Annotated in this window: 16 protein-coding genes; 1 reads left to right on the top strand and 15 read right to left on the bottom strand. The window is 64.4% G+C overall.

All coding sequences use genetic code 11. The features are described from left to right. Positions 1–68: 68 nt before the first annotated feature. The 9 genes from recJ to H8S23_RS10865 form a co-directional block, all read right to left on the bottom strand. The gene (gene recJ / locus H8S23_RS10905; RefSeq protein ID WP_186888382.1) at positions 69–2,102 is read right to left on the bottom strand and encodes a single-stranded-DNA-specific exonuclease RecJ; all 2,034 of its coding nucleotides are present in this window, start codon (positions 2,100–2,102) and stop codon (positions 69–71) included. 63 nt (positions 2,103–2,165) lie between these two features. Then, the gene (locus H8S23_RS10900) at positions 2,166–3,740 is read right to left on the bottom strand and encodes an NAD(P)/FAD-dependent oxidoreductase (RefSeq protein ID WP_186888381.1); all 1,575 of its coding nucleotides are present in this window, start codon (positions 3,738–3,740) and stop codon (positions 2,166–2,168) included. A gap of 42 nt (positions 3,741–3,782) precedes the next feature. Then, positions 3,783–5,081 (bottom strand): CdaR family protein, encoded by a 1,299-nt coding sequence (locus H8S23_RS10895; RefSeq protein ID WP_186888380.1) that lies wholly within the window; start codon positions 5,079–5,081, stop codon positions 3,783–3,785. After that, on the bottom strand, positions 5,059–6,015 hold the full coding sequence (gene cdaA, locus H8S23_RS10890) for a diadenylate cyclase CdaA (RefSeq protein WP_243165998.1): 957 nt from the start codon (positions 6,013–6,015) through the stop codon (positions 5,059–5,061). The genes H8S23_RS10895 and cdaA overlap by 23 nt, the downstream gene beginning before the upstream one ends. 153 nt (positions 6,016–6,168) lie before the next feature. Continuing rightward, positions 6,169–7,314 carry a 2-C-methyl-D-erythritol 2,4-cyclodiphosphate synthase gene (ispF, locus tag H8S23_RS10885; RefSeq protein ID WP_186888379.1) on the bottom strand — a complete coding sequence of 382 codons (1,146 nt, stop codon included), beginning with the start codon at positions 7,312–7,314 and terminating at the stop codon, positions 6,169–6,171. 17 nt (positions 7,315–7,331) lie between these two features. Then, the gene (locus H8S23_RS10880; protein ID WP_186888378.1) at positions 7,332–7,685 is read right to left on the bottom strand and encodes a hypothetical protein; all 354 of its coding nucleotides are present in this window, start codon (positions 7,683–7,685) and stop codon (positions 7,332–7,334) included. Between the two features lie 231 nt (positions 7,686–7,916). Continuing rightward, positions 7,917–8,681: a sporulation transcription factor Spo0A gene (spo0A, locus tag H8S23_RS10875; protein ID WP_186888377.1), complete on the bottom strand. Its 765-nt coding sequence runs from the start codon at positions 8,679–8,681 to the stop codon at positions 7,917–7,919. A 177-nt stretch (positions 8,682–8,858) separates the two neighbouring features. After that, a complete protein-coding gene (gene spoIVB, locus H8S23_RS10870; RefSeq protein WP_207721156.1) occupies positions 8,859–10,085 on the bottom strand; it encodes a SpoIVB peptidase in 1,227 nt (408 codons plus the stop codon). A gap of 189 nt (positions 10,086–10,274) precedes the next feature. Next, a complete protein-coding gene (locus H8S23_RS10865) occupies positions 10,275–10,580 on the bottom strand; it encodes a hypothetical protein (RefSeq protein WP_186888376.1) in 306 nt (101 codons plus the stop codon). 105 nt (positions 10,581–10,685) lie between these two features. Here H8S23_RS10865 and H8S23_RS10860 point away from each other — a divergent pair, with 105 nt between their 5' ends. Beyond that, the gene (locus H8S23_RS10860) at positions 10,686–11,831 is read left to right on the top strand and encodes an amidohydrolase (protein WP_186888375.1); all 1,146 of its coding nucleotides are present in this window, start codon (positions 10,686–10,688) and stop codon (positions 11,829–11,831) included. Between the two features lie 12 nt (positions 11,832–11,843). Here the strand turns inward: H8S23_RS10860 and H8S23_RS10855 are convergent, their stop codons facing one another. The 6 genes from H8S23_RS10855 to H8S23_RS10830 all read right to left on the bottom strand — a co-directional run bounded on the left by H8S23_RS10855 (position 11,844) and on the right by H8S23_RS10830 (position 21,547). Beyond that, positions 11,844–14,420 carry a cation-translocating P-type ATPase gene (locus tag H8S23_RS10855; protein ID WP_186888374.1) on the bottom strand — a complete coding sequence of 859 codons (2,577 nt, stop codon included), beginning with the start codon at positions 14,418–14,420 and terminating at the stop codon, positions 11,844–11,846. Positions 14,421–14,776: 356 nt separating this feature from the next. Beyond that, positions 14,777–15,649 (bottom strand): SPL family radical SAM protein, encoded by an 873-nt coding sequence (locus H8S23_RS10850; protein WP_186888373.1) that lies wholly within the window; start codon positions 15,647–15,649, stop codon positions 14,777–14,779. Positions 15,650–16,046: 397 nt separating this feature from the next. After that, the gene (locus H8S23_RS10845; protein WP_186888372.1) at positions 16,047–17,951 is read right to left on the bottom strand and encodes a glycerophosphoryl diester phosphodiesterase membrane domain-containing protein; all 1,905 of its coding nucleotides are present in this window, start codon (positions 17,949–17,951) and stop codon (positions 16,047–16,049) included. Between the two features lie 181 nt (positions 17,952–18,132). Next, positions 18,133–20,259 carry a ribonuclease R gene (rnr, locus tag H8S23_RS10840; protein ID WP_186888371.1) on the bottom strand — a complete coding sequence of 709 codons (2,127 nt, stop codon included), beginning with the start codon at positions 20,257–20,259 and terminating at the stop codon, positions 18,133–18,135. A gap of 207 nt (positions 20,260–20,466) precedes the next feature. After that, entirely contained in the window at positions 20,467–20,715 is a 249-nt protein-coding gene (gene secG / locus H8S23_RS10835) for a preprotein translocase subunit SecG (RefSeq protein WP_186888370.1), read from the bottom strand. Positions 20,716–21,013: 298 nt separating this feature from the next. After that, positions 21,014–21,547 carry a zinc ribbon domain-containing protein gene (locus H8S23_RS10830; RefSeq protein ID WP_186888369.1) on the bottom strand — a complete coding sequence of 178 codons (534 nt, stop codon included), beginning with the start codon at positions 21,545–21,547 and terminating at the stop codon, positions 21,014–21,016. Positions 21,548–21,559: the final 12 nt, after the last annotated feature.

Raw genomic sequence — 21,559 nt, 5'->3', positions numbered from 1 at the left:
ACCCTCTCCTCTTCCCCTGCGCGGCGGCCCCCTGTGCCCGCCGGCCCCCCGCACTGCACGCGCCGGCTTCAGCCGGTGAGCGCCGCCAGGGTGGGCGAAGACATCAAGTCCCGCTTCCCGCCGACCGGGTGCTCCACATACCGCTCTTCCCCGCCGGCCGTTTTTTTCTCGATCAGTTCCAGCTCTGAAAGCGCCTGCAGCGCCACCAGCACCTTGCCCGCCCCCAGCGGCGCCAGCCGCGCAAAGCAGGGGCACAGGTCCGCCGCCGGGATGCCCTCCGCCCGTGCCAGGCGGAAAACGCTGGCCACCTCGGCGCGGGTGGGCAGCAGGGCCTGCCGCTGCTGTGCCGACAGCTCTACACCGCCCAGAAAGGACTGGTAAAGCTGGGTCTCCCGGACATAGTCGTTGCCCAGCCCCGCCGGGCGCAGCTCTTTGACGCGGGCGGAGAGCATGGGGCCGTTCTGTCCCTCGTAAACGGAAAGCGAGAGCAGCGCTTCCACCTTGTCGCCCGGCCGGTATCCCAGCGCCGCCGGGGACACGCCGAACAGCGCCGCATAGATGGACGCGCCGTCCTGCCGCAGCCGCAGGCGGCTGTGTTTGCCCTCCGACACCGGATATACCGCGTCCAGCACCGCGTTTTCCAGCAAAAAGAGCGGGGCGGGGTTGCCGTTGCCGAACGGCGCCAGCGCCGACAGAGCCGCCACGTCGTCGGTCGTGAGCCCCGCAAGGCTCACCGGCGCGTCCGCCCGCAGGGGCGGCACCTCCATCACCGGGTGCCTCTGCGCAGCAAACGCATTGACCGCGTCGGAAAATGCCTGCAGCCGGTCCGTCCTTATCGACATGCCCGCGGCGGCGTCATGGCCGCCGAAGCGCACCAGCAGATCACCGCAGGCCGCAATGGCCTCGTAAAGCGAAAAACCGGGCACACTGCGGCCGGAGCCCCTGGCTTCTTCCCCATCGACGGAAAAGACGATGGCCGGCCGGCCGAACCGCTCCACCAGACGGCTGGCCACGATGCCGATGACCCCCTGGTGATAGCCCTCGCCCCAGACCACGATCACCCTGCGGCGGGAGAGCCTGTCGTCCGAGCGGATCTTTTCCGCGATGCTGTCCACGATCTCCCGTTCGGTCTTCTGCCGCTCCTGATTATAGCTGTCCAGCGCCGCGGCCAGCTCGGCGGCCTCCTCGTCGTCGTCCGCCAGCAGCAGCCGCAGCGAGGCGGTGGCGTCGTCCATCCGGCCCGCCGCATTGAGGCGGGGCGCAAGGCCGAAACTGACGTTCTCCGCGCTCACCGAGCGCCCGCCCAGGCCCGCGACCTCCACCAGCGCGCGTACGCCGGGGCGCGCCGAGTCCTGCAGCATCTCCACCCCGCGCCGCACGATGGCCTGGTTCTCCCCGGTCAGGGTCATGATATCCGCGATCGTCCCGATGGCCACCAGGTCGCCGTACCATTCCAGCAGCTCTTCCGGTGGGGTGTCGTCCACCGCGCAGGCCACCTTGAACGCCACCCCCACCCCGGACAGCGCTTTGCAGGGGCTCTCGTCGCCGGGCAGCTGGGGGTCCACCACGGCCGCCGCCGCAGGCAGCGTCTCGGGGGGCAGGTGGTGGTCGGTGACCACCACGTCCACCCCAAGGCCGGCAGCGTAAGCCACCTCTTCGGCCGCAGAGACGCCGTTGTCCACCGTGATGATCAGCGTGATGCCGCGCGAGGCGATCAGGTCGATGGATGAGCGGCACAGCCCGTACCCCTCGTCGGCGCGGTTGGGCAATTTATAGTAAACTTCCGCCCCCAGGCTTTCCAGATAGCTGTACATCAGCGCCGTGGCACAGACGCCGTCCACGTCATAGTCGCCGAAAATCGCGATCTTTTCGCCCTCATCCACTGCCCGCCGGATGCGCTGCGCCGCCGCGTCGATATTTTTCAGCAGCGCGGGCGGGGAGATCGGCGTCTCCTCGCTGAGAAAGGCGCGCGCCTTTTCCGGCGTGTCGAACCCGCGGGACGCCAGCACGTCGCAGACCAGCCGCGGCAGGCCCAGCGCCTCGGAAAGCGCTTTCGTGTTTTCAGTTTTGGGCCGTCCGCAGAGCCATGGATGATAAATCATGAATATCGTTTCTTCCTTTTTTCAGCTTTTTTCGATGCGCTTGGCCCTCCCGGGGGCCGCGCTTCAGTCATAGCGGCAGCGCTCCAGGATGGACCGGGCGGCGCGCAGGCCGTCCACGGCTGCGCTGACGATGCCCCCCGCATAGCCCGCGCCCTCCCCGCAGGGATAAAGGCCCGCCAGCGCGCTGCTCTCGCCCCCCTCGCCGCGCGGGATGCGCACCGGGCTGCTGGTGCGGGTCTCAGGGCCGGTGAGGACCGCGTCCTCCGCGCAGTAGCCGGGCAGACGCGCGCCAAAGGCCCGCAGGCCGCCGCGCAGGGCCGCAGCCAGCTCCTGCGGCAGCAGCGCGCCCAGATCCGCGGCCGCCACGCCGCGGGGATAGGTAGGGCGCACCCGCCCCTGCACAAAGCCCGGCTCTGCGGCGAGAAAATGCTTCATATCCTGTGCCGGGGCCCTGCCGTCCGCGGACAGCGCAAACGCCGCCCGTTCCAGCTTCCGCTGGAAAGCGACGGCCTGCAGCGGGTCGCCGCCGAAATCAGCGCCGTCCACCCCCACCACCACCGCCGCGTTGGCGTTGGCGCCGTCACGGGCGTGAAAGCTCATGCCGTTGGTGCAAAGGCCCCCCGTCTCGCTGGCGGCGGCCACCACCTGGCCGCCCGGGCACATGCAGAAAGTATAGACGCCGCGGCCACCCACATGGGCCGAGAGCTGGTATTCCCCGGGCGGCAGAGCCGGATGCCCCGCTGCGCCGTGGTACAGCGCGCGGTCGATGTCGGCCTGCAGATGCTCGGCGCGCAGGCCCACCGAGAACGGCTTCGCCTCCAGCCGCACCCCGGCCTCCCGCAGCATCTCAAAGGTGTCGCGGGCCGAGTGGCCTATGGCCAGCACCAGCGTATCCGTCCCGATCACGCCCGCAGCGGTGCGCGCCCCCGCGATGCGGCCGTCCCGTATCTCCAAACCGGTGAGACGGGTGTCAAAGCGCACTTCTCCGCCCAGCTCTTCGATCTCACGGCGCAGGGAGGTGATCACCCCGCGCAGCCGGTCGGTGCCGATATGCGGCTTTGCGCGCCAGGCGATCTCGCGCGGGGCGCCGTGCTCCAGCAGGGTGCGCCGCACATAGTCGCAGAGAGGGTCGCCGATGCGGGTGGTGAGCTTGCCGTCGGAAAAGGTGCCCGCCCCGCCCTCGCCGAACTGGATATTGGCGTTTTCGTCCAGGGGACCCCCGGCGAAAAAAGCGTCCACCGCCGCGGCCCGGCGCTCGATGCAGGGCCCCCGCTCCAGCACGATGGGCCGCGCGCCGCTGCGCGCCAGCAGCAGGGCCGCAAAGATGCCCGCGGGGCCAAAGCCGCACACCACCGGCCGCAGATGCGCGCGCTGCGGCCCGGGCCGGATGACCAGCGCCGCTTCGGTTTTGACCGCCGCGCCGCGGCCGGCAAACGCCGTCTCCCGCAGCCCGGGGACAAGGGTCATACCGATGCCCCACACCAGCTTGGGCCGCCCATGGCGGGCATCCACCGACAGGCGGGTGACGTCCCAATCCGCCACCTTTGCGGCGCTGAGGCCCGCGCGGGCCAGGGCCGCCGCAAAGGCGTCCTCCCTGGTGGAGGAAAGGGGCAGCGTCAGCCCCGAAAACTGCAGCATGACGCCGCCCCCTTTCATGTCTTTATGCCCCGGCGCCCGGGGTCAGTCGTTGGCACTGATCTCCACCAGGGCCGTGTAACTGCCCACTGCAAAGGCGGTGGAGCTGCCCGGGATCTTCATGGTCACCGGCACGGTCTGTTCCCCCTCGCCCAGGGTCAGGTCTCCCGCGTCGATCTCCGCGACGACGCTCTTGCCCGTCAGAGCCTCCACTTCGTCGGTGAGGCCGAGGATGGTGACATCGTGGATCCGTTTGGTGTTCACCGTGACCGTGCGGTTCTGCGGCTCGTTGACGACCCGGATGCCGTCCACCGTCACCTGCTTTTGCGAGAAAGCGCTGGTATCAAAGCTGACCGTGATCTGCCGCAGGTTATCCAGATTTTCATACCCCGTGTCCAGCGTTACCGGGAAATCCTTGGTAAAGCCCAGGGCAAATTCTCTTTGCAGGTCGATATAGCCCAGCGAGAGCTCCTGTTTGTTCTGGATGGAATCCGCAGGCCCCGCCAGGTTGATCGACCCCACGGAAAAGCTGGGCTTGAGCAGGCTGATGTCAAAGCCCTCCGGCACATTGGTATAGCCGACTGTCACCGGCAGGCTCTTTTTCTGCAGGATGGGCACGGTCACCTCCACCGACTCGGCGTCCACCGTGATGACCTTGCTGTTCATGACGTTGCCGTCCTTATCGTAGATCGTCAGCCCGGCGGTGGCGATGCGGGTGCTGGTCAGCTCTTCGCCGATCTCCACCTTTGCCACCACCCGGCCCACAGAGCGGATCTCCTCCTGGGGGCCGGTGAGGGTGACCTCGCCCGGCGTGGCGTAGGCGTTGGTGAGGATGTAGCCGTCTTTCGGCTTCACCCCGCTGGTGTCGGTCTCCACCACGAACTTCTTCTGGGTCAGGGTGGCGAACCGCACCGTGATGCGGGCCGGCTGCACCGACTTGATGGTATAGGTGGCCGAGCTGTCGTTTTTCACCGCCACCAGCTCCAGCTCATACTGGCCCGCCTCGGTGACGTTGCTCAGGCGCGGATAGACGGTGATATCCTCCGGGTCCAGGCCGCCCAGCACGGCCCGGTCCCCGGTGACGCGGACGTTGGCTGTGGGCGCGTCCCCCTCGCTGACCACATCCAGGCCCATTGCCTGCAGCGTCTGCGCGCTGTAATCCAGCTTTACCGGGATATTGGACACCGTGCCCTCGGTCTCCGGCTTGACATACATCGAGACGACCAGCCAGGCCAGGACGGCGATGACGATGGAGATCACCACGTTGAACTGATTGTTCTCAAACAGCTTCCACAGGCTGAAACGGCGTTTCGCGCCTTTTTCACTCTGCTTTTTTGTCCCCATCGACGCTCACCTCCTTCGCTTTCTTGCCCCGCAGCCGGTTCAGCACGCGCTGTGTGCGCCGCTCCTCTTCGGCGGGCGGGTCGGGGATCAGTTCCATCTGAAGCAGGTTATACAGGTTCTGCCGGTCCAGGCGGCGGATCAACACGCCATTTTTCGCCATCGAGATGATGCCGGTCTCCTCCGACACCACCACGCAGAGCGCGTCGGAATTTTCGCTCATGCCCAGCGCGGCCCGGTGGCGGGTGCCCATATCCTTGCTGATATCCTGATTTGCCGACAGCGGCAGCACGCAGCCGGCCGCCTTGATGCGTGCGTCCCGCACCACGACCGCGCCGTCGTGCAGCGGCGTGCCCTCATAAAAGATGGTGCCGATGGCCTCCACATTGATATCGGCGTTCAGCACCGTGCCGGTCTTGATGATCTCGCTCAGGTTCGAGCGCCGCTCAAACACGATCAGCGCGCCGGTGCGCGAATCGCTCATCTGCTCGGCAGCGTCGCAGACCGTGGCGATGGCCGTTTTCCAGCGCTCGCGCAGCTGTTCGTCCGGCGTTTTGCCCTTGAAGATCGAGATCGCAAAGATATTGGTGCGGCCCACCTGCTCCAGGGCGCGGCGGATCTCGGGCTGAAAGACCACCACCAGCGCCAGCACGCCGAACTGCAGGATCTTCTGCAGGACATAGCTGAGGGTGCGCATCGCCCACAGGTCCGACAAAAAGGAGGCCACGAACAGGATCAGGATCCCCTTGACCAGCTGCGCGGCCCGGGTCTGCCGCACCAGGACGATCAGTTCATAGGTCAAAAAGGCGACCACCACGATATCCAGCAGGTCCGCGGGTTTGAAATCCCGCAGAACATTGCCCACATCCTCTAAAAAGCTCCAAAAGCCGGTGTTCATCGCCCGGATGAAAGCGCTCCAGGATTCTGCCAGGCCCATACTCTAGCCTCCGTTCCCAAGAAAGCCGGGAGTTTTCCTCCCAGCATTTATTTTACTCTATCTTTTTAAGTATACCACAATATGGCCCTTTTCTCAACGCAAATGCGCCCGCACAGCGGTTTTGAGCCGATCTTCCGCCGCAAAAGGCAAAGCTCAATCCGCTTCCCGCAGCAGGCAGACGGCGTGGGCGGCCACGCCCTCGCCCGCGCCCGTAAAGCCCAGGCCCTCCTCTGTGGTGGCCTTGATCGACACCGCGGCCTCCGGCAGGCCCGCGGCCGCGGAGATGCGCCGGCGCATCTCCGGGATATGCGGCGCCAGCCGGGGCGCCTGGCAAAGAACAGTCGCGTCGATATTCTCCGGCTCCCAGCCGGCCTCCCGCAGCAGCCCGGCCACCCGGCGCAGCAGGGCCAGGCTGTCCGCGCCGGCATAGGCGGGGTCGCTGTCCGGGAAATGCCTGCCGATATCGCCCAGCGCCGCGGCGCCCAGCAGCGCGTCCATGACGGCATGGACCAGCACGTCCGCGTCCGAATGACCGAGCAGGCCCTTTTCCCAGGAGATCTCCACGCCGCCCAAAATCAGTTTGCGGCCGTCTGTCAGACGGTGGACGTCGTATCCGTGTCCAATGCGCACTGCCGTCCTCTCCTTTCCCTCATACGGCGCAAGGTCCTCCCGCGTCGTGATCTTCAGGTTGGCGTAATCGCCCTCCACCAGCTTTACCCGGCCGCCGAAAGCCTCAAAAACGCCGCAGTCGTCCGTCGCCGTGTCGTCCGCACAGGCGGCCAGCGCTTCACTGTAGAGAAACGCGTCGAACACCTGCGGCGTCTGCACTGCCATCAGGCTGTCGCGGCGCGGGGTGCCGCGCACGAACTTCTCCGCGTCCACCACCTTGATGGTGTCCTTGACCGGCACCGCCGGCGCGGCCGCCCCCCAGCGGGCGCCCGCCTCCAGCGCCCGGGTGACGAGCGCTTCGCTGACAAAGGGGCGCGCGCCGTCCTGGATGGCCACCAGCCCCTGCCGCCCGGCGGCGGCAAGGCCCGCGCGCACCGACGCCACCCGGGTCGCGCCCCCGCGCACCACGGCTTCCACCTTGGGGCGGCCCTGCGCCAGCGCCCGGACCCGTGCCTCGTTCTCCCCCGCCACCAGCACGATGGCGTCCACGAGCGGATGCCCCTCAAAGGCGTCCAGCGTATGGGCCAGCACAGGTTTGCCCTGCAGCTCATAGAACAGTTTATCAAACCCCATCCGCCGCGAGGCTCCGGCCGCCACGATGACAGCCGTCACTTTTTTTCCGTTCAGCACCGCGTTTTCCCCCTTTTTTATTTTTCCAGGCCCATCAGCACCGCCGCGGCAAGGACGGGCACGGTGAGGGGCAGGATCACCGCCACGCTGTCGACGGCCGGGATCAGCAGGGAAAGCGCGATGACCGCCACCGCCACCACCCAGCGCGAAAAGAACAGCAGGATACCCCAACTTTTTTGCTCCGGGGTCACGTTCGCAGCGCGGTAGAACAGGAACAGGCACAGGCAGGCGGCCCCAAAGCCCACGGCAAGGCCTGCCGGCACCGGCGGCCGCCAGCTGCCCAGCAGGGCGAAGATGCACCCGAACAGCCCGGTGGCCGCCAGGGTCACCGCCCCGGCCAGAAAAGCGGTCTTTTTTTTCATCTGTTTCAACCCGATTTCTCTTGTGTAGGATGGTCTGTCAGGATCGCGCAGTAAGACAGCATAATTATAGTAAAATCAGAAGAAAAAATCTACCGCGCACCGGCAAAAAGTTTTTGCCCGCCCCCTGGGCCCGCCGCCTGCGGACGTCCGGCCCCTTTTTTCAGCCCGCGGACCGCTGCGCCGGACAAACAAAAAAGCGCGCGCTGCAGCGCACGCTTTTGATCTGTCCCTGTTTTCCGCTCAGCCCACCCGGCCGATCTTCTTTTCCAGCCGCATGCGGTCGGAGATCATGGCGATGAACTCCGAGTTTGTCGGCTTGCCGCGCAGGTTGTGGATGGTGTAACCGAAATAGCTGTTGAGCACATCCACGTCCCCCCTGTCCCAGGCCACCTCGATGGCGTGACGGATGGCCCGCTCCACCCGGCTGGCAGTGGTGTCGTTGCGCTTTGCGATCTCGGGATAAAGGCGTTTTGTGACCGAGTTGATCAGCGTGGGGTCCTCCACGTTCATCAGGATCGCACAGCGCAGGAACTGGTATCCCTTGATGTGTGCCGGGACGCCGATCTGATGCAGGATCTCGGTCACCTTGAACTCGTCGTCGCCCAAAGACGGAAGCTGGGGCCGCGCGCCGTCCGCCGCCCTGTTCACCATGCGGGCCATGGCGTTTACATCGAACGGCTTTAAAAAGTAATAGGCGATGCCGTTCTCCATCAGTTCGTTTTGAAAAGTGTCGTTCTCCGCACTCCCCATCGCAAAGAACAGGATCTTTTTCCCGTTGGGGCGTTCCTCCTCGTACCGGGCTTTGACGCTGATGGCGTCAAGGCCGGGCATAAACGCGTCGAGAAGGCAGGCGTCGGGCTGCTCTTCCAGCACCGACTGCAGCACGCGGGCGCCGTTTTTTTCACACAGGATGACCTGCGCGCCGGCTTTTTCCAGCGCCTCTGCGCACAGGCGGGACTGCGCGTCCTTTGAATCGGTCATCAACACTTTTGCCCTGGCTTCCATTCAAATTCCTCCAAATATTCGTATATTCTTTGCAACTCTCTTCACTGGCAATAGATTACCATATTTTTCCATTTATTGCAACAGATTTCGAATAGGAGGTTTTGCATTTTCCCCACTACTTTTAGGGTTTCCGCGTGAAAGCTGTCGAGCGACCGCCTCTGTTTTTCGCGGCGCTTCTCACGCGGCCGCCCCGGCGGTGACCTGGTCTGCGGTTTTGAGCATATTTTCGACAAAAATGCCAAAGCCCCGGGTGGGGTCGCGCACCAGCACGTGGGTGACCGCGCCCACCAGACGCCCGTTCTGGATGATCGGGCTGCCGCTCATACCCTGCACGATGCCGCCGGTCTGGGCCAGCAGTTTTTTGTCCGTGACGTGCAGCATCATATTCTTGTTCGGGTCCGCCGCGTTGAAAGAGAGCTCCTCGATCTCCACATCATAGACTTTCGGCCCTTCGCCGTCGATGGTGGCCAGGATCTGGGCCGGGCCGGGCACGACCTCCTGTTGCTGCGCGGTCTCCATCATCGTCCCCTTGCCCGCGGTATCATAGATCAGCCCATACACGCCGGTATCGCCGTTGACGCGGATGGTGCCCATGGGCACAAAGCTGGCGAAGCTGCCCTTGAGCTCGCCCGGCAGGCCCGGCGTGCCGGCAACGGCCCCCGAGATATCTACCGGCACGATCTCGCCGCTGCCCAGAGAGACGTTTTCGCCGGTGTCCACATCGGTGATGCTGTGCCCCAGCCCGGCAAAGACCGAGGCGTTGGTGTCGATAAAGGTAAGGGTGCCGATGCCCGCGGAGGAATCCCGCACCCACATGCCCGCGCGCCAGCCGCCGGTGGTCCTGTCCCTCACCGGCTGCAGGCTGGTGGTGCGGCGCTCGCCGTCATGGGTGTAGACCACCTCCAACGGCACGCCGTTGCTTCTGGCCACCAGTTCCCCCATCTGCTCGTTGGTCTTTACCTTGGCCCCGTCCACCGTGATGACATAGTCCCCCAGCGAGAGTCCCGCCTCTTTGGCGGGGTTTTCATAGCCGCCGGTGCTCAGGATATCGCTGAAGCCCACGACCATGACGCCGCTGGAGAACATTTTGATGCCAAAGCCGGTGCCGCAGACCTCCACCTGGCGCCGCTGCACCACCTCTGCCCGCACCGTTTTGAGCGGCAGCAGGCCAAACAGGCGCAGGTCCACGTTATAAGAGCTGCCGGGTTCGGTGCTGGCCGCCGCGACCTCACCCCGCGGCTGGCGGGCGCTCACAAAAGGCAGGGAGGCGATACGCAGCCGCTCCTCTCCTGCAAGATAAAAAGTGTCCGGCAGCATGGAGGAAACGGTCACCCGCAGGGCAGCCAGCAGCACCAGGACCGACAGCAGCAGAAATGCCGCTGTTTTTTTAATCGTTCTGAACAAAAAAACACCCCCAAATAAGGCAGGCACAGCGGGAATATTCCTCTTCACCTGCCTGTCCGGGGGTGTCTTTTGCGCCCCCTGGCCGTTAGTATTTCCTGCCGGGGCGCGAATATTTGAAAGGCTGCGAAAAAGAGGACGGACAAACCGCCCTTTTCTTTTGCGGGCGCGGCTGCCCGCGCCCGCGGGGGATCAGCGGTTGTTCTGCTGGCTGCTGTTCTGGCTCTGCCGGCTGTTCTGGTTCTGCTGATTGTTCTGGTTCTGCTGGTTGTTCTGATTCTGCCGGCTGTTCTGGTTCTGGCTGTTGCTCTGGTTGTTCTGGTTCTGGCTGCTGTTCTGGTTCTGCCGGTTGCTCTGGTTCTGCTGGCTGTTGCTCTGATTGTTCTGGTTGTTCTGGCTGTTCTGATTCTGGCTGTTGCTCTGGTTGTTCTGGTTCTGCCGGTTGCTCTGGTTCTGCTGATTGTTCTGGTTCTGGCTGCTGCGATAATCGAAATCCATTTTTATTTGCCTCCTTATATTGCCGGATCTTTCCGGTTCTGAGGATAGTTTGGCGCCAATTGGTCCAAAATATTCCCGAATCGATCCACACAGGAGGCTTGTTTTATGCTTTTGATCAAAGGCGGCACACTGCATACCATGGAAGCGGAGGGAACGCTGCGGGCCGATCTGCTGGCCTGCAGCGGCAGGATCGCCGGCATCGCCCCGCATATTGACCCGCCCGAGGGCGCAGAGGTGTTTGACGCCGCGGGCCTGGAGGTATACCCGGGCATCATCGACGCCCACAGCCATATCGGCATCTCGGAGGAAAAGATCGGCGTGCAGGGGGATGACTGCAATGAGGGCACCAACCCCATCACCCCCTGCCTGCGGGCCATAGACGCCATCAACCCCATGGACAGCGCTTTCCACAACGCGCTGGCCTCAGGCATCACCGGCGCCATGATCGGCCCAGGCAGCGCCAACGTCATCGGCGGGCAGTTCGCTTTTCTCAAAACTTATGGCCGCCGCGTGGAAGAAATGGTCGTTTTGGCCCCCGCAGCGCTCAAGATCGCCTTTGGCGAAAACCCCAAGGGCAACTACGGCCCCAACGGCAACATGCCCGCCACCCGCATGGGCATCGCCGCCCTGCTGCGCGAGGCGCTCTTCCATGCCCGCCAATACCTGGAACAGCAAAAATCCGGCGGCACGCCGCCGGACTTTCAATATGAATGTTACCGCGATCTGTTCGAGGGGAAGATCCCGCTGAAAGCCCATGTGCACCGCGCGGACGACATTTTCACGGCCATCCGCATCGCAAAGGAATTTGGCCTGGGGCTGACCCTGGACCACTGCACCGAGGGGCATCTCGTGGCGGACGCGATCGCCGAGAGCGGTTTTCCGGCCATCGTCGGGCCGTCCCTGGCCTCGCGCAGCAAGATCGAGGTGGAGCAGTCCGATTTTCACACGCCCGGCGTCCTGCACAAAGCGGGGGTCCTGATCGCCCTGACCACCGACCACCCCGTCACCCGCATCCAATACCTGCCGCTGTGCGCCGCCCTGGCGGCAAAGGAGGGGCTGGGCGAGGAAGCCGCGCTGCGCGCCGTCACCATCGACGCCGCCCGCATCTGCCGGGTCGACGACCGGCTGGGCAGCCTGCGAGTGGGCAAGGACGCGGACCTCGCCATCTTTGACGGCAGCCCCCTGGTGATCGCCAGCCGCGTGCGCGCCACCGTTGTGGGCGGCCGCGTCGTCTACCGGCCCAGGGCCTGACCCGCCCTTTTTTCAGGAGGGGCGGCGGCCGCGCCGCAGCAGATGCCAGGTCTTGCGCAGCACGAAGAAGAGCACCGGCCCGGCAAAGATGCCCGTCAGCACCGGCAGCGCATACTCCGGCCCCACCGCCGTGGTGCGGAAGATGGGCTGCAAGACCGGCAGATAAACGGTGAGCAGGGTGGAGGAGACCGAGACGAGCGAGGCAAAGATCAGATAGGGGTTGCCGGTGAGCGAAAACCCTTTGCCGCGGCACTCGAAGATATGTACCATCTGGGAGAGCACCAGCACCAGATACCCGGCGCTGCGGGCCAGCACGATATCCCCGCCGCTCATCTGGTAAACGGAGTAGAACGCGCCCGAGGTGCACGCGCCCAGAAAAATGCCGCGCACAATGATCGTCGCCATCAGCCCGTGGGCAAAAAGGCCCTCTTTTTTGGGCCTGGGCGGTTTTTCCATGATCTTGTGCGAGGGCGGTTCCATGCCCAGCGCAATGGCCGGCAGCCCGTCGGTGAGCAGGTTGACCATCAGGATCTGGATGGGCAGCAGGGCCACCGGCGCGCCCAGCATCATCGAGAACAGCATGCTCAGCACTTCTCCCAGATTGCAGGTCAGCAGATAGCGGATGAAGCTGCGGATATTCTGGTAGATGACCCGCCCCTCCTCCACCGCCGAGACGATGGTGGCAAAGTTGTCGTCCAGGATGACCACGCTGGCCGCCTCTTTGGTGACATCGGTGCCGGAAATGCCCATCGCGACCCCGATATCCGCCGCTTTGACCGCCGGCGCGTCGTTCACACCATCCCCGGTCATGGCCACCACCTTGCCCGCCGCTTTCCAGGCCTTGACGATGCGCAGCTTGTGGGCCGGGCTCACCCGGGCATACACCGATACCCGCCGGCACTTGGCCGCCAGCTCCGCGTCGGTGAGCTTTTCGATCTGCGCCCCGGTGAGCACCTCGTCCCCCGGCCGCAGGATGCCCACCTCCCGGGCAATGGCGGCCGCGGTATCCCGGTGGTCGCCGGTGATCATCACCGGCTTGATGCCCGCGCGCCGGCACTGCCGCACCGCGGGGGCCACCTCGGGCCGGGGCGGGTCGATCATGCCCGCCAGGCCGAGGAACACCAGGTCTTTTTCCCCTGTGCCGGGGTCGGGGCTCTCCGCCAGGCCGATGACCCGCAGGGCCCGCTTGGCCATCGCCTCGGCGGCGTTCTCGATCTCCCGGCGGTCTGCCGCCGTCATGGGCCGGCTGCCGCCCGGCAGCGCCACCCGGCTGCAGTGCCCCAGCAGCACGTCGGGCGCGCCCTTGCACAGCAGCAGGTCCCCGCCGCGCCCGCGCACCGTGACGCTCATCATCTTGCGCGCCGAGTCAAACGGGCGTTCTCCCGTGGGCTTCCACTCAGCGAGCAGCTTTTCGCGGGTGACCCCCGCCTTGCCCGCCGCCACCAGCAGGGCGGTCTCGGTGGGGTCTCCCTGCACCTCATAGCGGTCTTTTTTCAGGGTGACGCGCGCCTCGGTACACAGCGCCATCACGGCAAACAGCCGCCCCAGCAGCGGGTCCCCCGCGGCGTCCACATATTTGCCCGCGCAGGAAAAGCTGCCCTGCGCCGCGTACCCGTCGCCGCCCACCGCGATGCCGCGGCCGCCGCAGTAGATCTCTTTCACGGTCATCTTGTTCTGGGTCAGGGTGCCGGTCTTGTCGGTGCAGATGACCCCCGCGCTGCCCAGCGTCTCCACCGCGTGCAGCTTGCGGATGACCGCGCCCTTTTTGAGGATGCGCCCCACCGAGAGGGCCAGCACGATGGTGACGATCGCGGGCATCCCCTCGGGGATGGCCGCTACCGACAGCGAAATGCCGGTAAGGATCATGTTCATCAGGCTCTCGCCCTTGAAATACCCGATGGCGCTGACCGCCAGGCAGACCACGATGCAGGCCACGGCCACAAATTTGCCCAGCTCGTCAAGTCTCTGCTGCAGGGGGGTCTTTTCCTCCCTGTGCTCTTCCAGCATACCGGCAATATGGCCCATTTCGGTGTCCATGCCGGTGGCGGTGACCCGCGCCTCGCAGTGCCCGGCCGCTATCGTGGCCCCCATATACAGTTTGCTGCCGTTCTTTTTTGCCACCGGCACGCTTTCGCCGGTGATGATGGACTCGTCGCTGGAAAGCGCCACGCAGCCCTCCGCCGACGCGTCTGCGGGGATGCGGTCGCCCGCGGTGAGGGACAGTAGGTCTCCGGGCACCAGCTCTTCGGCCGCCAGCGTGACCAGCCGGCCGTCCCGCCACACCTTTGCCACTGGGGCCGAGAGCGCTTTCAGGGCCTCCAGCGTCTTTTCGGTGCGGTACTCCTGCACAAAGCCCATGACGGCGTTGAGCAGCACGATGGCGATGATGGTGACGGCCTCGGTGGTCTCGCCCAGCAGCGCGGACAGCACCGTGGCTATGGCCAGGATCACGATCATCAGGTCTTTGAACTGGGCCAGAAACATACCGACCGCCGAGGTGCTCTTCTTCCTGGACAACGTATTTGGCCCGTGCTGTTCCAGCCTCTGTTTTGCCTCCTGCGAGGAAAGTCCCCTGCCGCCTGTCTGCATATTGCAAAATCCCCTTTTTGTCCGTTCTCTCGTCCCTCCCGGCTGAACTCCGGCAGCGCGGGCTTCTCCTCAAAATCTATGAGGCGGCGGGTGGGGATTATGACGGCGGGGGAGCCCAGACGCAAAAACAGCCGCTGTGCGGCTGTTTTTTTGCATTCCGGCAGCGGGCCCGGTCCCCTGCTCAAAAAAGCAGGGGATCTTTTGTCTGCGGGACATCGCCGGAGAAAGGCCCGCTCCTGCGCGCAGACTTCGCAGATGTTAAAGCGGGCATCCGCCCCTTAAAAAGCGCCCGATGCGGCAGGCTGCCGCATCGGAGGGGGCCCGTACCGGCGGGCAGGGGCGCCGCGCTTTTGGGCCTAATCAAACAGTCCCATCTGCACAGTGTCCTGTTTTTCCTCGAACGTATTCAGATACTCAAATATCTGTTCATTATCGTGTGCGATCCCATTCTCCGCACAGATCTGATGAAACAGCCTCATAAGGGCGCTGTTATTCGGGCTGTTGAGCTGATACCGTTCCCCGTACGCGCGCATATATCTTTCTTTCATGCCCGGAAACAACCGGTCCAGCTGCTTATAAAAGTATTCCCGGCTCCCCTCGCGCAGCGTCAGCCCCATGCCAAAGCAGATGATCCCGTAAACCTTTGCTTCGATGCAGTACTTTAAAATGCCTTTTATGTTCTCCTCGGTGTCATTGATCCAGGGCAGAATGGGGCAGAGCCACACGACGGTCGGTATCCCCGCGCTGTGCAGCTGTTTTAATGTTTCGACCCGTTCCCGCGTCGTGCTCACGTTGGGTTCGATCTTTCTGCACAGCTCCTCGCAGCAGGTCGTCAAGGTCATCTGCACGACGCACTTTGTCTTTTCATTTATGCTTTTCAGGAGGTCCAGATCCCGCAGGACGCTGCTTGATTTCGTGATCAGGGTAAACCCGAAGCCATATCGTTCCGCCAGCAGCAGTGCCTTGCGGACGTTCTGCGTTTCTTTTTCCAGCGGGAGATAGGGGTCTGTCATCGAGCCCGTGCTCAGCATCCCCTTTCTGCGCTTTCGTGCGAGCTCTTTTTCCAACAGCTCTATGGCATTTTCCTTGACTTCAATGTCCTCGAACTCGTGTTCCATGTGATAGCACCTGCTTCTGGAATCACAGTAGATGCACCCGTGCGAACAGCCGCGATAGAGGTTCATTCCATTTTTTGCCGACAAGATCCCCTTTGCTCTGACAAAGTGCATGTTCTTCTCCCTCCCAAACGGCGTTCCCGCATTTTGTGCGCCTTTCCGCCGGGCCCTGCGCGCCGCGCACAGCACGTCTGCGGCTCCCCCGTGCGAAAAAAGCGGTCCCCCCGCGCGCGGCCCGGGGACAGGGCTCGGCACAGCGGCGGGACCGGGCCCCGCAGAAAGCCTCTCCCGGCGCGCGGCCGGTAGGGACGAACAGAGAGCCCCTAAAAAGCCGACGGGGCCGATCGCCGCGGCGGGGCCGCGATATCGCGATATTCCTCTGCCAAAAGCGGCCCGCGGCAGCGGGAGAGCCTCCATCAGCCCCCGTCAGCCCCCGTCGGATCCTCCGGCCGACCGCCGCGCTTTGCCCGGTACGGCCAAAGCGTCTTTCTGCCCCCCGGCGGCAGCGCCTTTAAACGCCCGAATAGCTCTCTTTCTGCCAGCCGTAAAATTCCTCGGCGCTCTCTCCCCCATAGTCGCTCACCGCTATTTTCGCGATCTCCGGGTAATCGGAGACGATACCGTTCACCCCGGTTTTGAGATAGGTGCGCATCTTGTCGATATCGTCCACCGTCCACACATAGACGGGCAGCCCCGCCTGCAGGCACTGACGGACAAAACGCGGGCTGACCATGCTTTCCTCTATGGTGAGGAAATCCACGTCCAGATCCAGCAAGGCCCCTGTGCTCAGGCGCCCGACATTGCCGTAGACGCAGTATCCCACCACCCAGCCGGGCTGCAGCTGCCGCAGGCGCTGCGCCATGGCGTAATCGATGGACATGAAGATGCAGCGGTCCTGCGCGCCCGCGCGCTCCACCGTCTCCGCCACCCGCTCGGCCACGTCGGCGCTCTCCCGTCCATGGGTCTTCAGCTCGATCACCAGGCGGATCTTTCCCTCGCAAAATTCCAGTATCTCCTGCAAGGTGGGGATGCGCCCCGTGAAGCCGTTCTGGGAAAGGGTGAGCTGCTGCAGTTCCTCTGCGGTGAGGCTGTACACGTTCTCCCGCGTGCCGGTCAGACGGGAAAGGTCTGCGTCGTGGATCACCATGGGCACCCCATCCCCGGAAAGCAGGACGTCGATCTCGGCGTAATCCGCCCCGGCGTCGGCAGCGCCCTGCACCGCTTCAAAGGTATTTTCCACCCCCACCCGGCTGCCGCGGTGCCCCACGGCGATGGGGGCGTGCAGCTCGGGCGGGACGGTGAAGATGCCGGTGACGACCCAGAACGCCGCAAGCGCCGCAGCCGCAAGCACCAGCTTTTTGTGTTTTTGATAGAACGGCCGCTTCTGCACCCGCGCCCAGAGCGCCGCAGCACCGCGCCGTGCCCCCTGCCAAAGCCGCCGGGCTTCCCTTTCCGCCCGGTCCACCCGGGCCGAGATCGCGGGCAGCCCGGTTTCGTCGGGCTTTGCGGGATCCTCCAGCTGGACGTAAAGCACGGTCAGCAGCGAGATCAGAAAGAGGGTGAGGGCCGCGCACAGCAAACCGGACAGCGCAAAAGCCGGCAGCGAGGAGAGGATCTTCCCGCTGAGCAGGTTTGCGGTAAACTCGTGGAACCCCGCCCCCGTAATGCCCACAAAGTGGGTAGGTACCAGGCCCGGCATGCGGAACAGGCCGCCCCACAGCACCGCAAAGCCGCCGCAAAGCACCCACCCCCGCCAGCCCAGCCGCCGGGCGGCGGCAAAACTGCGCCGTGCCGCCTGCCCGAACGGGCGCCGCCCCAGGATCATGGCGGGCAGGGCAAAAAGCAGCAGCAGAAACGCCGCCAGGACCGCCGCGTAAAACAGCGCCACCAAAACGCCGCCCAGCGGCGTTTTGGCCAGCTCGCCGGTGACAAAGTTCGGTATGCGCAGCACGGGCAGCAGCGAGGGAGAAAGCCCCAGGTCCGCCAGGGGCAGCAGCCCCAGCGCGTATGCGGCAAAAAGCAGGCTCCAGGGGCTTTTCAGCCCGTGCAGGGTGGTGAAACCCAGCTCCAGAGCCAGCCGGAAAGAGACCGGCCTGCCGCAGGCCCTGCAGTGGGCCGTCAGGAAAAGCGCCGAAAACTCATAATAGGACAGCGCGGCAGCCAGCGCAGCCAGCAGCACGGCAGCCAGCAGGCCCAGCAGATGGGTAAAAACGGACAGGATGTTTTCGTTAAAGACGAGTTCCCGTCCCGCCAGGCCCAGCAGGGTGTTCGTCATCCAGGACAGGGCCGGCCGCAGGAGCAGCGCAGCCAGCGCCTTGTAAGCGAGCTCGAACAACAGCAGTCCCGGCAGAATGCCGAGATAGGTCTGCAGCACCAGCTTCAGGGTCTGCGGCAGGGGCCGGCAGGGCGAGCGCATCACGCATCTTCCTCTCAAAACAGTTGTTTTTTGTCCGGGGCCGTCCTCTGCGGGCCGCCTGGGGCGCGGATGGCCGCCCGGGGCCGATGGCGGAAAAAGGGCCGCCGCGGACGCTGTTCGCCCCGCGGCAGCCCTCTGGATCATCGCAAAAATTTCAGAGCCCGCTGCTCTTCCGCCGCCCTCAGGCCAGCTCGAAGTCCACGTTGCCCGCCGAGATGGAAACGCCGATCAGGCGCACCCGCACCGGGTCGCCGATGCGGTAGCTTTTGCCGGTGAGGCTGTCCACCAGCGCCATGCTGTTGGCCAGGTTCATCTCCCCGTCCGACAGGCGGCTGACATGCACAAGCCCCTCCACCGTGTTTTCCAGCTCTACATAGATGCCGAAGTTGGTGACCGAAGAGATGGTCCCCTCAAACTCCTGGCCGATCTTATCCGCCATATACTCGGCCTTATAGCAGTCGTCCGCACTGCGCTCGGACACCATGGCCAGCACCTCGCGCTCGCTGGTGTGGCGCGCCGCCTCTACCACAAACTCGCCGTATTTGCCGGTGAGTTCTTTCTCGTTTGCGCCCGCAAGGGCAGCCGAGAGGATGCGGTGGACGATCAGGTCCGGATACCGGCGGATGGGGGAGGTAAAGTGGGTGTAGTCCGGCAGGGCCAGGCCGAAATGCCCTTTGGGCTCGCTGAGGTATTTCGCCTTTGCCATGCTGCGCAGCACATTGATATGCACCGCCCGCTCCAGGCTGGTGCCCCGGGCGTCGTTGAGCAGCTTGGACAGTTCCAGCTGGGTGGGGGTCTCGCCCGCAAATTTTGCGTCTAGGCCCATGCCGGTCAGCGCGTCGTGCAGCCGCGTGACCCGGTCCGGGTCCGGCAGCTCATGCACGCGGTAGAGGAAAGGCACTTTCAGCTTTTTGCCCAGCTTGGCGGCGCTGGTGTTGGCAAGCAGCATAAACTCCTCGATCATCTGCTCCGCCACGCCGCGCTCGACCTTTTTGACATCCACGGCCCTGCCGTCCGCGTCCAGGACGATCTTGGCCTCGCCGGTCTCGATCTCCATACAGCCGCGCGCCGCGCGCCGCTTTGCCAGCTTGTCGTAAAGCTCACGCATCAGCTCCAGCGTGGGCAGGCAGTCGGCATATTTTTCCACCAGCTCCCCGCCCGCAAGGCCGGCGTAGATGCTGTTGATCTCACTGTACACGCCCTTTACCCGGCTGCGCATAACGGCCTTGTAAAAGCTGAAATCGGTCACCTTGCCGGTGACGTCCAGCGCCATCACGCAGGAAAAGCAGAGCCTGTCCACCCCCGGGTTGAGAGAGCAGATGCCGTTGGAGAGCTGGCGCGGCAGCATCGGCACCACGGCGCCCGGGGTGTAGACCGAGGTGGCGCGGTGATACGCTTCCTCGTCCAGCCCTGTGCCGGGCACGACATAATTGCTCACGTCCGCGATGTGCACGCCCAATTCGTAGCCGGTCTCGGTGCGCGTCAGCGAAATGGCGTCGTCGATGTCCTTGGTGTCGGCGCTGTCGATGGTGAAGATGACCCGGTCGCGGAAGTCCCGGCGCCCCTTGAGATCGTCCTGCTTCACCTCGGCCCCCTCAAGGCGCTTTGCCTCCGCCTTTACCTTGCCGGGGAACGACTTGACGATGTCGTTGGCGTACAGGATGGCCTTGGTGCAGGATTTGGCGCTGTCTGAGGAGCCAAAGCACTGGGAGATCCCCACCCGGTGATCCCGGTGGCTCTCGCCCCGCTCCAGGATCTCGGCGGCGACTTTCTCGCCCACCTCGGCGCCGCCGTCCGCGCTTTTCTTGATCTGCAGCGGCAGCGCCGGGCAGCGGTCGGGCAGCAGCACCAGGCGGCCCTCCTGCCGGTCCACCACGCCCACCAGCTTGTTGTTCTCCTCCACGATGGCGACGACCTGGCCCTCGTCCTCGCTGCGGCCGCCCACCAGCCGTTTCACCAGCACCACGTCGCCGGGCATTGCGCCCAGCAAAAAGCGGCCCGGCACAAAAAAGTCCGCGGGCTTTTCCGCGGGCGGCCCGCCCGCTTCTTCCTCCACCACCGGGGCGGCGAAGCCAAAGTTCTTGGCCACCTTGACGACGGTGCACTTTACCGCGTCGCCGGTGGTCGCGGGCTGGGCGGAGCGCGCCTTGCGGAAATAAACGCCGTCCTTTTCCACCACCAGGCCGTCCTTCACCAGGAAGCCCAATACCGCCTGGACCTTTTTGTCCTCGTCGAATTTGGCTTTCAATTCTTTCAGGCGCCGGGGGCGCTTTTCCAGTTCTTTTAAAATTTTAGCTCTCAGTGACATAAATCCGTTCCTTTTCTCCCTTCTAGGGTTTCCGGCCTGCAAGCCGGATATACTTTCCTTCCGCCATTCTTCCGGTGCGGCGGGCGGCAGTCCGCCGTCTCCCCCTCCCCGTCGAAAGTACTGGGCCGGGAGGGCCTGCCCTGCGGAGATCGCCCCCGCTGTTTACAGAAAAAGCCCGCCGAAAGGGTCGGCGGGCATTGCTGGCAGCTATTTCGCAAATACGCTGAACAGGCTCACGGCCAGGGTCACCACAAAAAAGACGATCGCCGCGATTTTTGTATACTTCGCCAGGACCGCGTCTGTGGTGCGGGTGCGTGCCTCGGAGGTCATCGCCTCGCCGCCGCCGATCGCGCCGGAAAGGCCGTTGCCGCTGGGCTGCTGCACCAGAACCATAAAAATAATCACAAGGCTGGCGATGATCAGCAGGACGCCGCCAACGATCTCTAATACGCTCATCTCAGAACCTCCCTAAAGTGTAACAAAGTTACTATAGCATACTCCACCGGCAAAAGCAAGAGCCGGGGCCGGTAAAAGCCCTGTAAAATTTCTTTTTTCCTTTGCCGCATAATCCCTCTCCAAACCGGGCAGGCTAGGAACGCATCACTCGATTTACACAAAACGGATACTGAAAGCTTCACACAGGACGCAAACGTCATCCAGGACCGCTGCGGAAAGGTGAAACCGGCATCCGCAGTGTACCTGATGATGCCAAAGGCCGGGCAAACGCCCGGCCTTTTGTTTTCCCCCCGTGCGCCTATCCCCGCGGATAAAGCAGCAGCGCGGCCCGGTGCAGGAAAAACTGCCACCAGACGCCGACCAGCAGCAGCGCGACGCCCAGCAGCACCGGCAGCAGCCAGTCCACGCCGCCCCGCCTGAGACAGGTCTGCTCCAGCTGCTCCGGCGGCTCCGCGGCAAGGCCCTCCGCCAGCGCCTGGGTGCGCCGGTAATAGGCCGGGTTGCCCAGCAGGCCGAACACCACCATCAGCGCCGGGGCCAGCCACGGGACCCGGAACCAGAACAGCGCCCCGAAAGCGATGAAAGAGAGCAGCGCGGGCAGCACCATCTTGCGGTAGGCCGCCCAGAAAGGAAACGCCGCAAACGCAGCCCAGTTCCAGTCCGTTTTTTTGCCGGCGCGCAGAGCGGCGAAATGCCGCCCGTAATACCCCGTATTTTTCCGCACCAGCAGCCGTTCCGCCTCCGACAGCGCGCCGGTGGGCAGCGCCTGGCCACAGAAAGGGCAATAGAGCTCGTATTCGTCGATCTCGGCGCCGCAGTGCGCACAGCGCATGGCGATCCCTCC

The sequence above is a fragment of the Anaerofilum hominis genome (assembly GCF_014287275.1).
GTDB classification, from domain to species: domain Bacteria; phylum Bacillota; class Clostridia; order Oscillospirales; family Ruminococcaceae; genus Pygmaiobacter; species Pygmaiobacter hominis.
The sequence above is the reverse complement of the archived record's forward strand: the minus strand, read 5'-3'. Positions and strand labels throughout refer to the sequence as shown.

Coding starts and splice junctions, on each gene's coding strand:
- recJ (WP_186888382.1), bottom strand. CDS start 2,102: ATGATTTATCATCCATGGCTCTGCGGACGGCCCAAAACTGAAAACACG.
- H8S23_RS10900 (WP_186888381.1), bottom strand. CDS start 3,740: ATGCTGCAGTTTTCGGGGCTGACGCTGCCCCTTTCCTCCACCAGGGAG.
- H8S23_RS10895 (WP_186888380.1), bottom strand. CDS start 5,081: ATGGGGACAAAAAAGCAGAGTGAAAAAGGCGCGAAACGCCGTTTCAGC.
- cdaA (WP_243165998.1), bottom strand. CDS start 6,015: ATGGGCCTGGCAGAATCCTGGAGCGCTTTCATCCGGGCGATGAACACC.
- spo0A (WP_186888377.1), bottom strand. CDS start 8,681: ATGGAAGCCAGGGCAAAAGTGTTGATGACCGATTCAAAGGACGCGCAG.
- H8S23_RS10865 (WP_186888376.1), bottom strand. CDS start 10,580: ATGGATTTCGATTATCGCAGCAGCCAGAACCAGAACAATCAGCAGAAC.
- H8S23_RS10860 (WP_186888375.1), top strand. CDS start 10,686: ATGCTTTTGATCAAAGGCGGCACACTGCATACCATGGAAGCGGAGGGA.
- H8S23_RS10855 (WP_186888374.1), bottom strand. CDS start 14,420: ATGCAGACAGGCGGCAGGGGACTTTCCTCGCAGGAGGCAAAACAGAGG.
- H8S23_RS10850 (WP_186888373.1), bottom strand. CDS start 15,649: ATGCACTTTGTCAGAGCAAAGGGGATCTTGTCGGCAAAAAATGGAATG.
- H8S23_RS10845 (WP_186888372.1), bottom strand. CDS start 17,951: ATGCGCTCGCCCTGCCGGCCCCTGCCGCAGACCCTGAAGCTGGTGCTG.
- rnr (WP_186888371.1), bottom strand. CDS start 20,259: ATGTCACTGAGAGCTAAAATTTTAAAAGAACTGGAAAAGCGCCCCCGG.
- secG (WP_186888370.1), bottom strand. CDS start 20,715: ATGAGCGTATTAGAGATCGTTGGCGGCGTCCTGCTGATCATCGCCAGC.
- H8S23_RS10830 (WP_186888369.1), bottom strand. CDS start 21,547: ATGCGCTGTGCGCACTGCGGCGCCGAGATCGACGAATACGAGCTCTAT.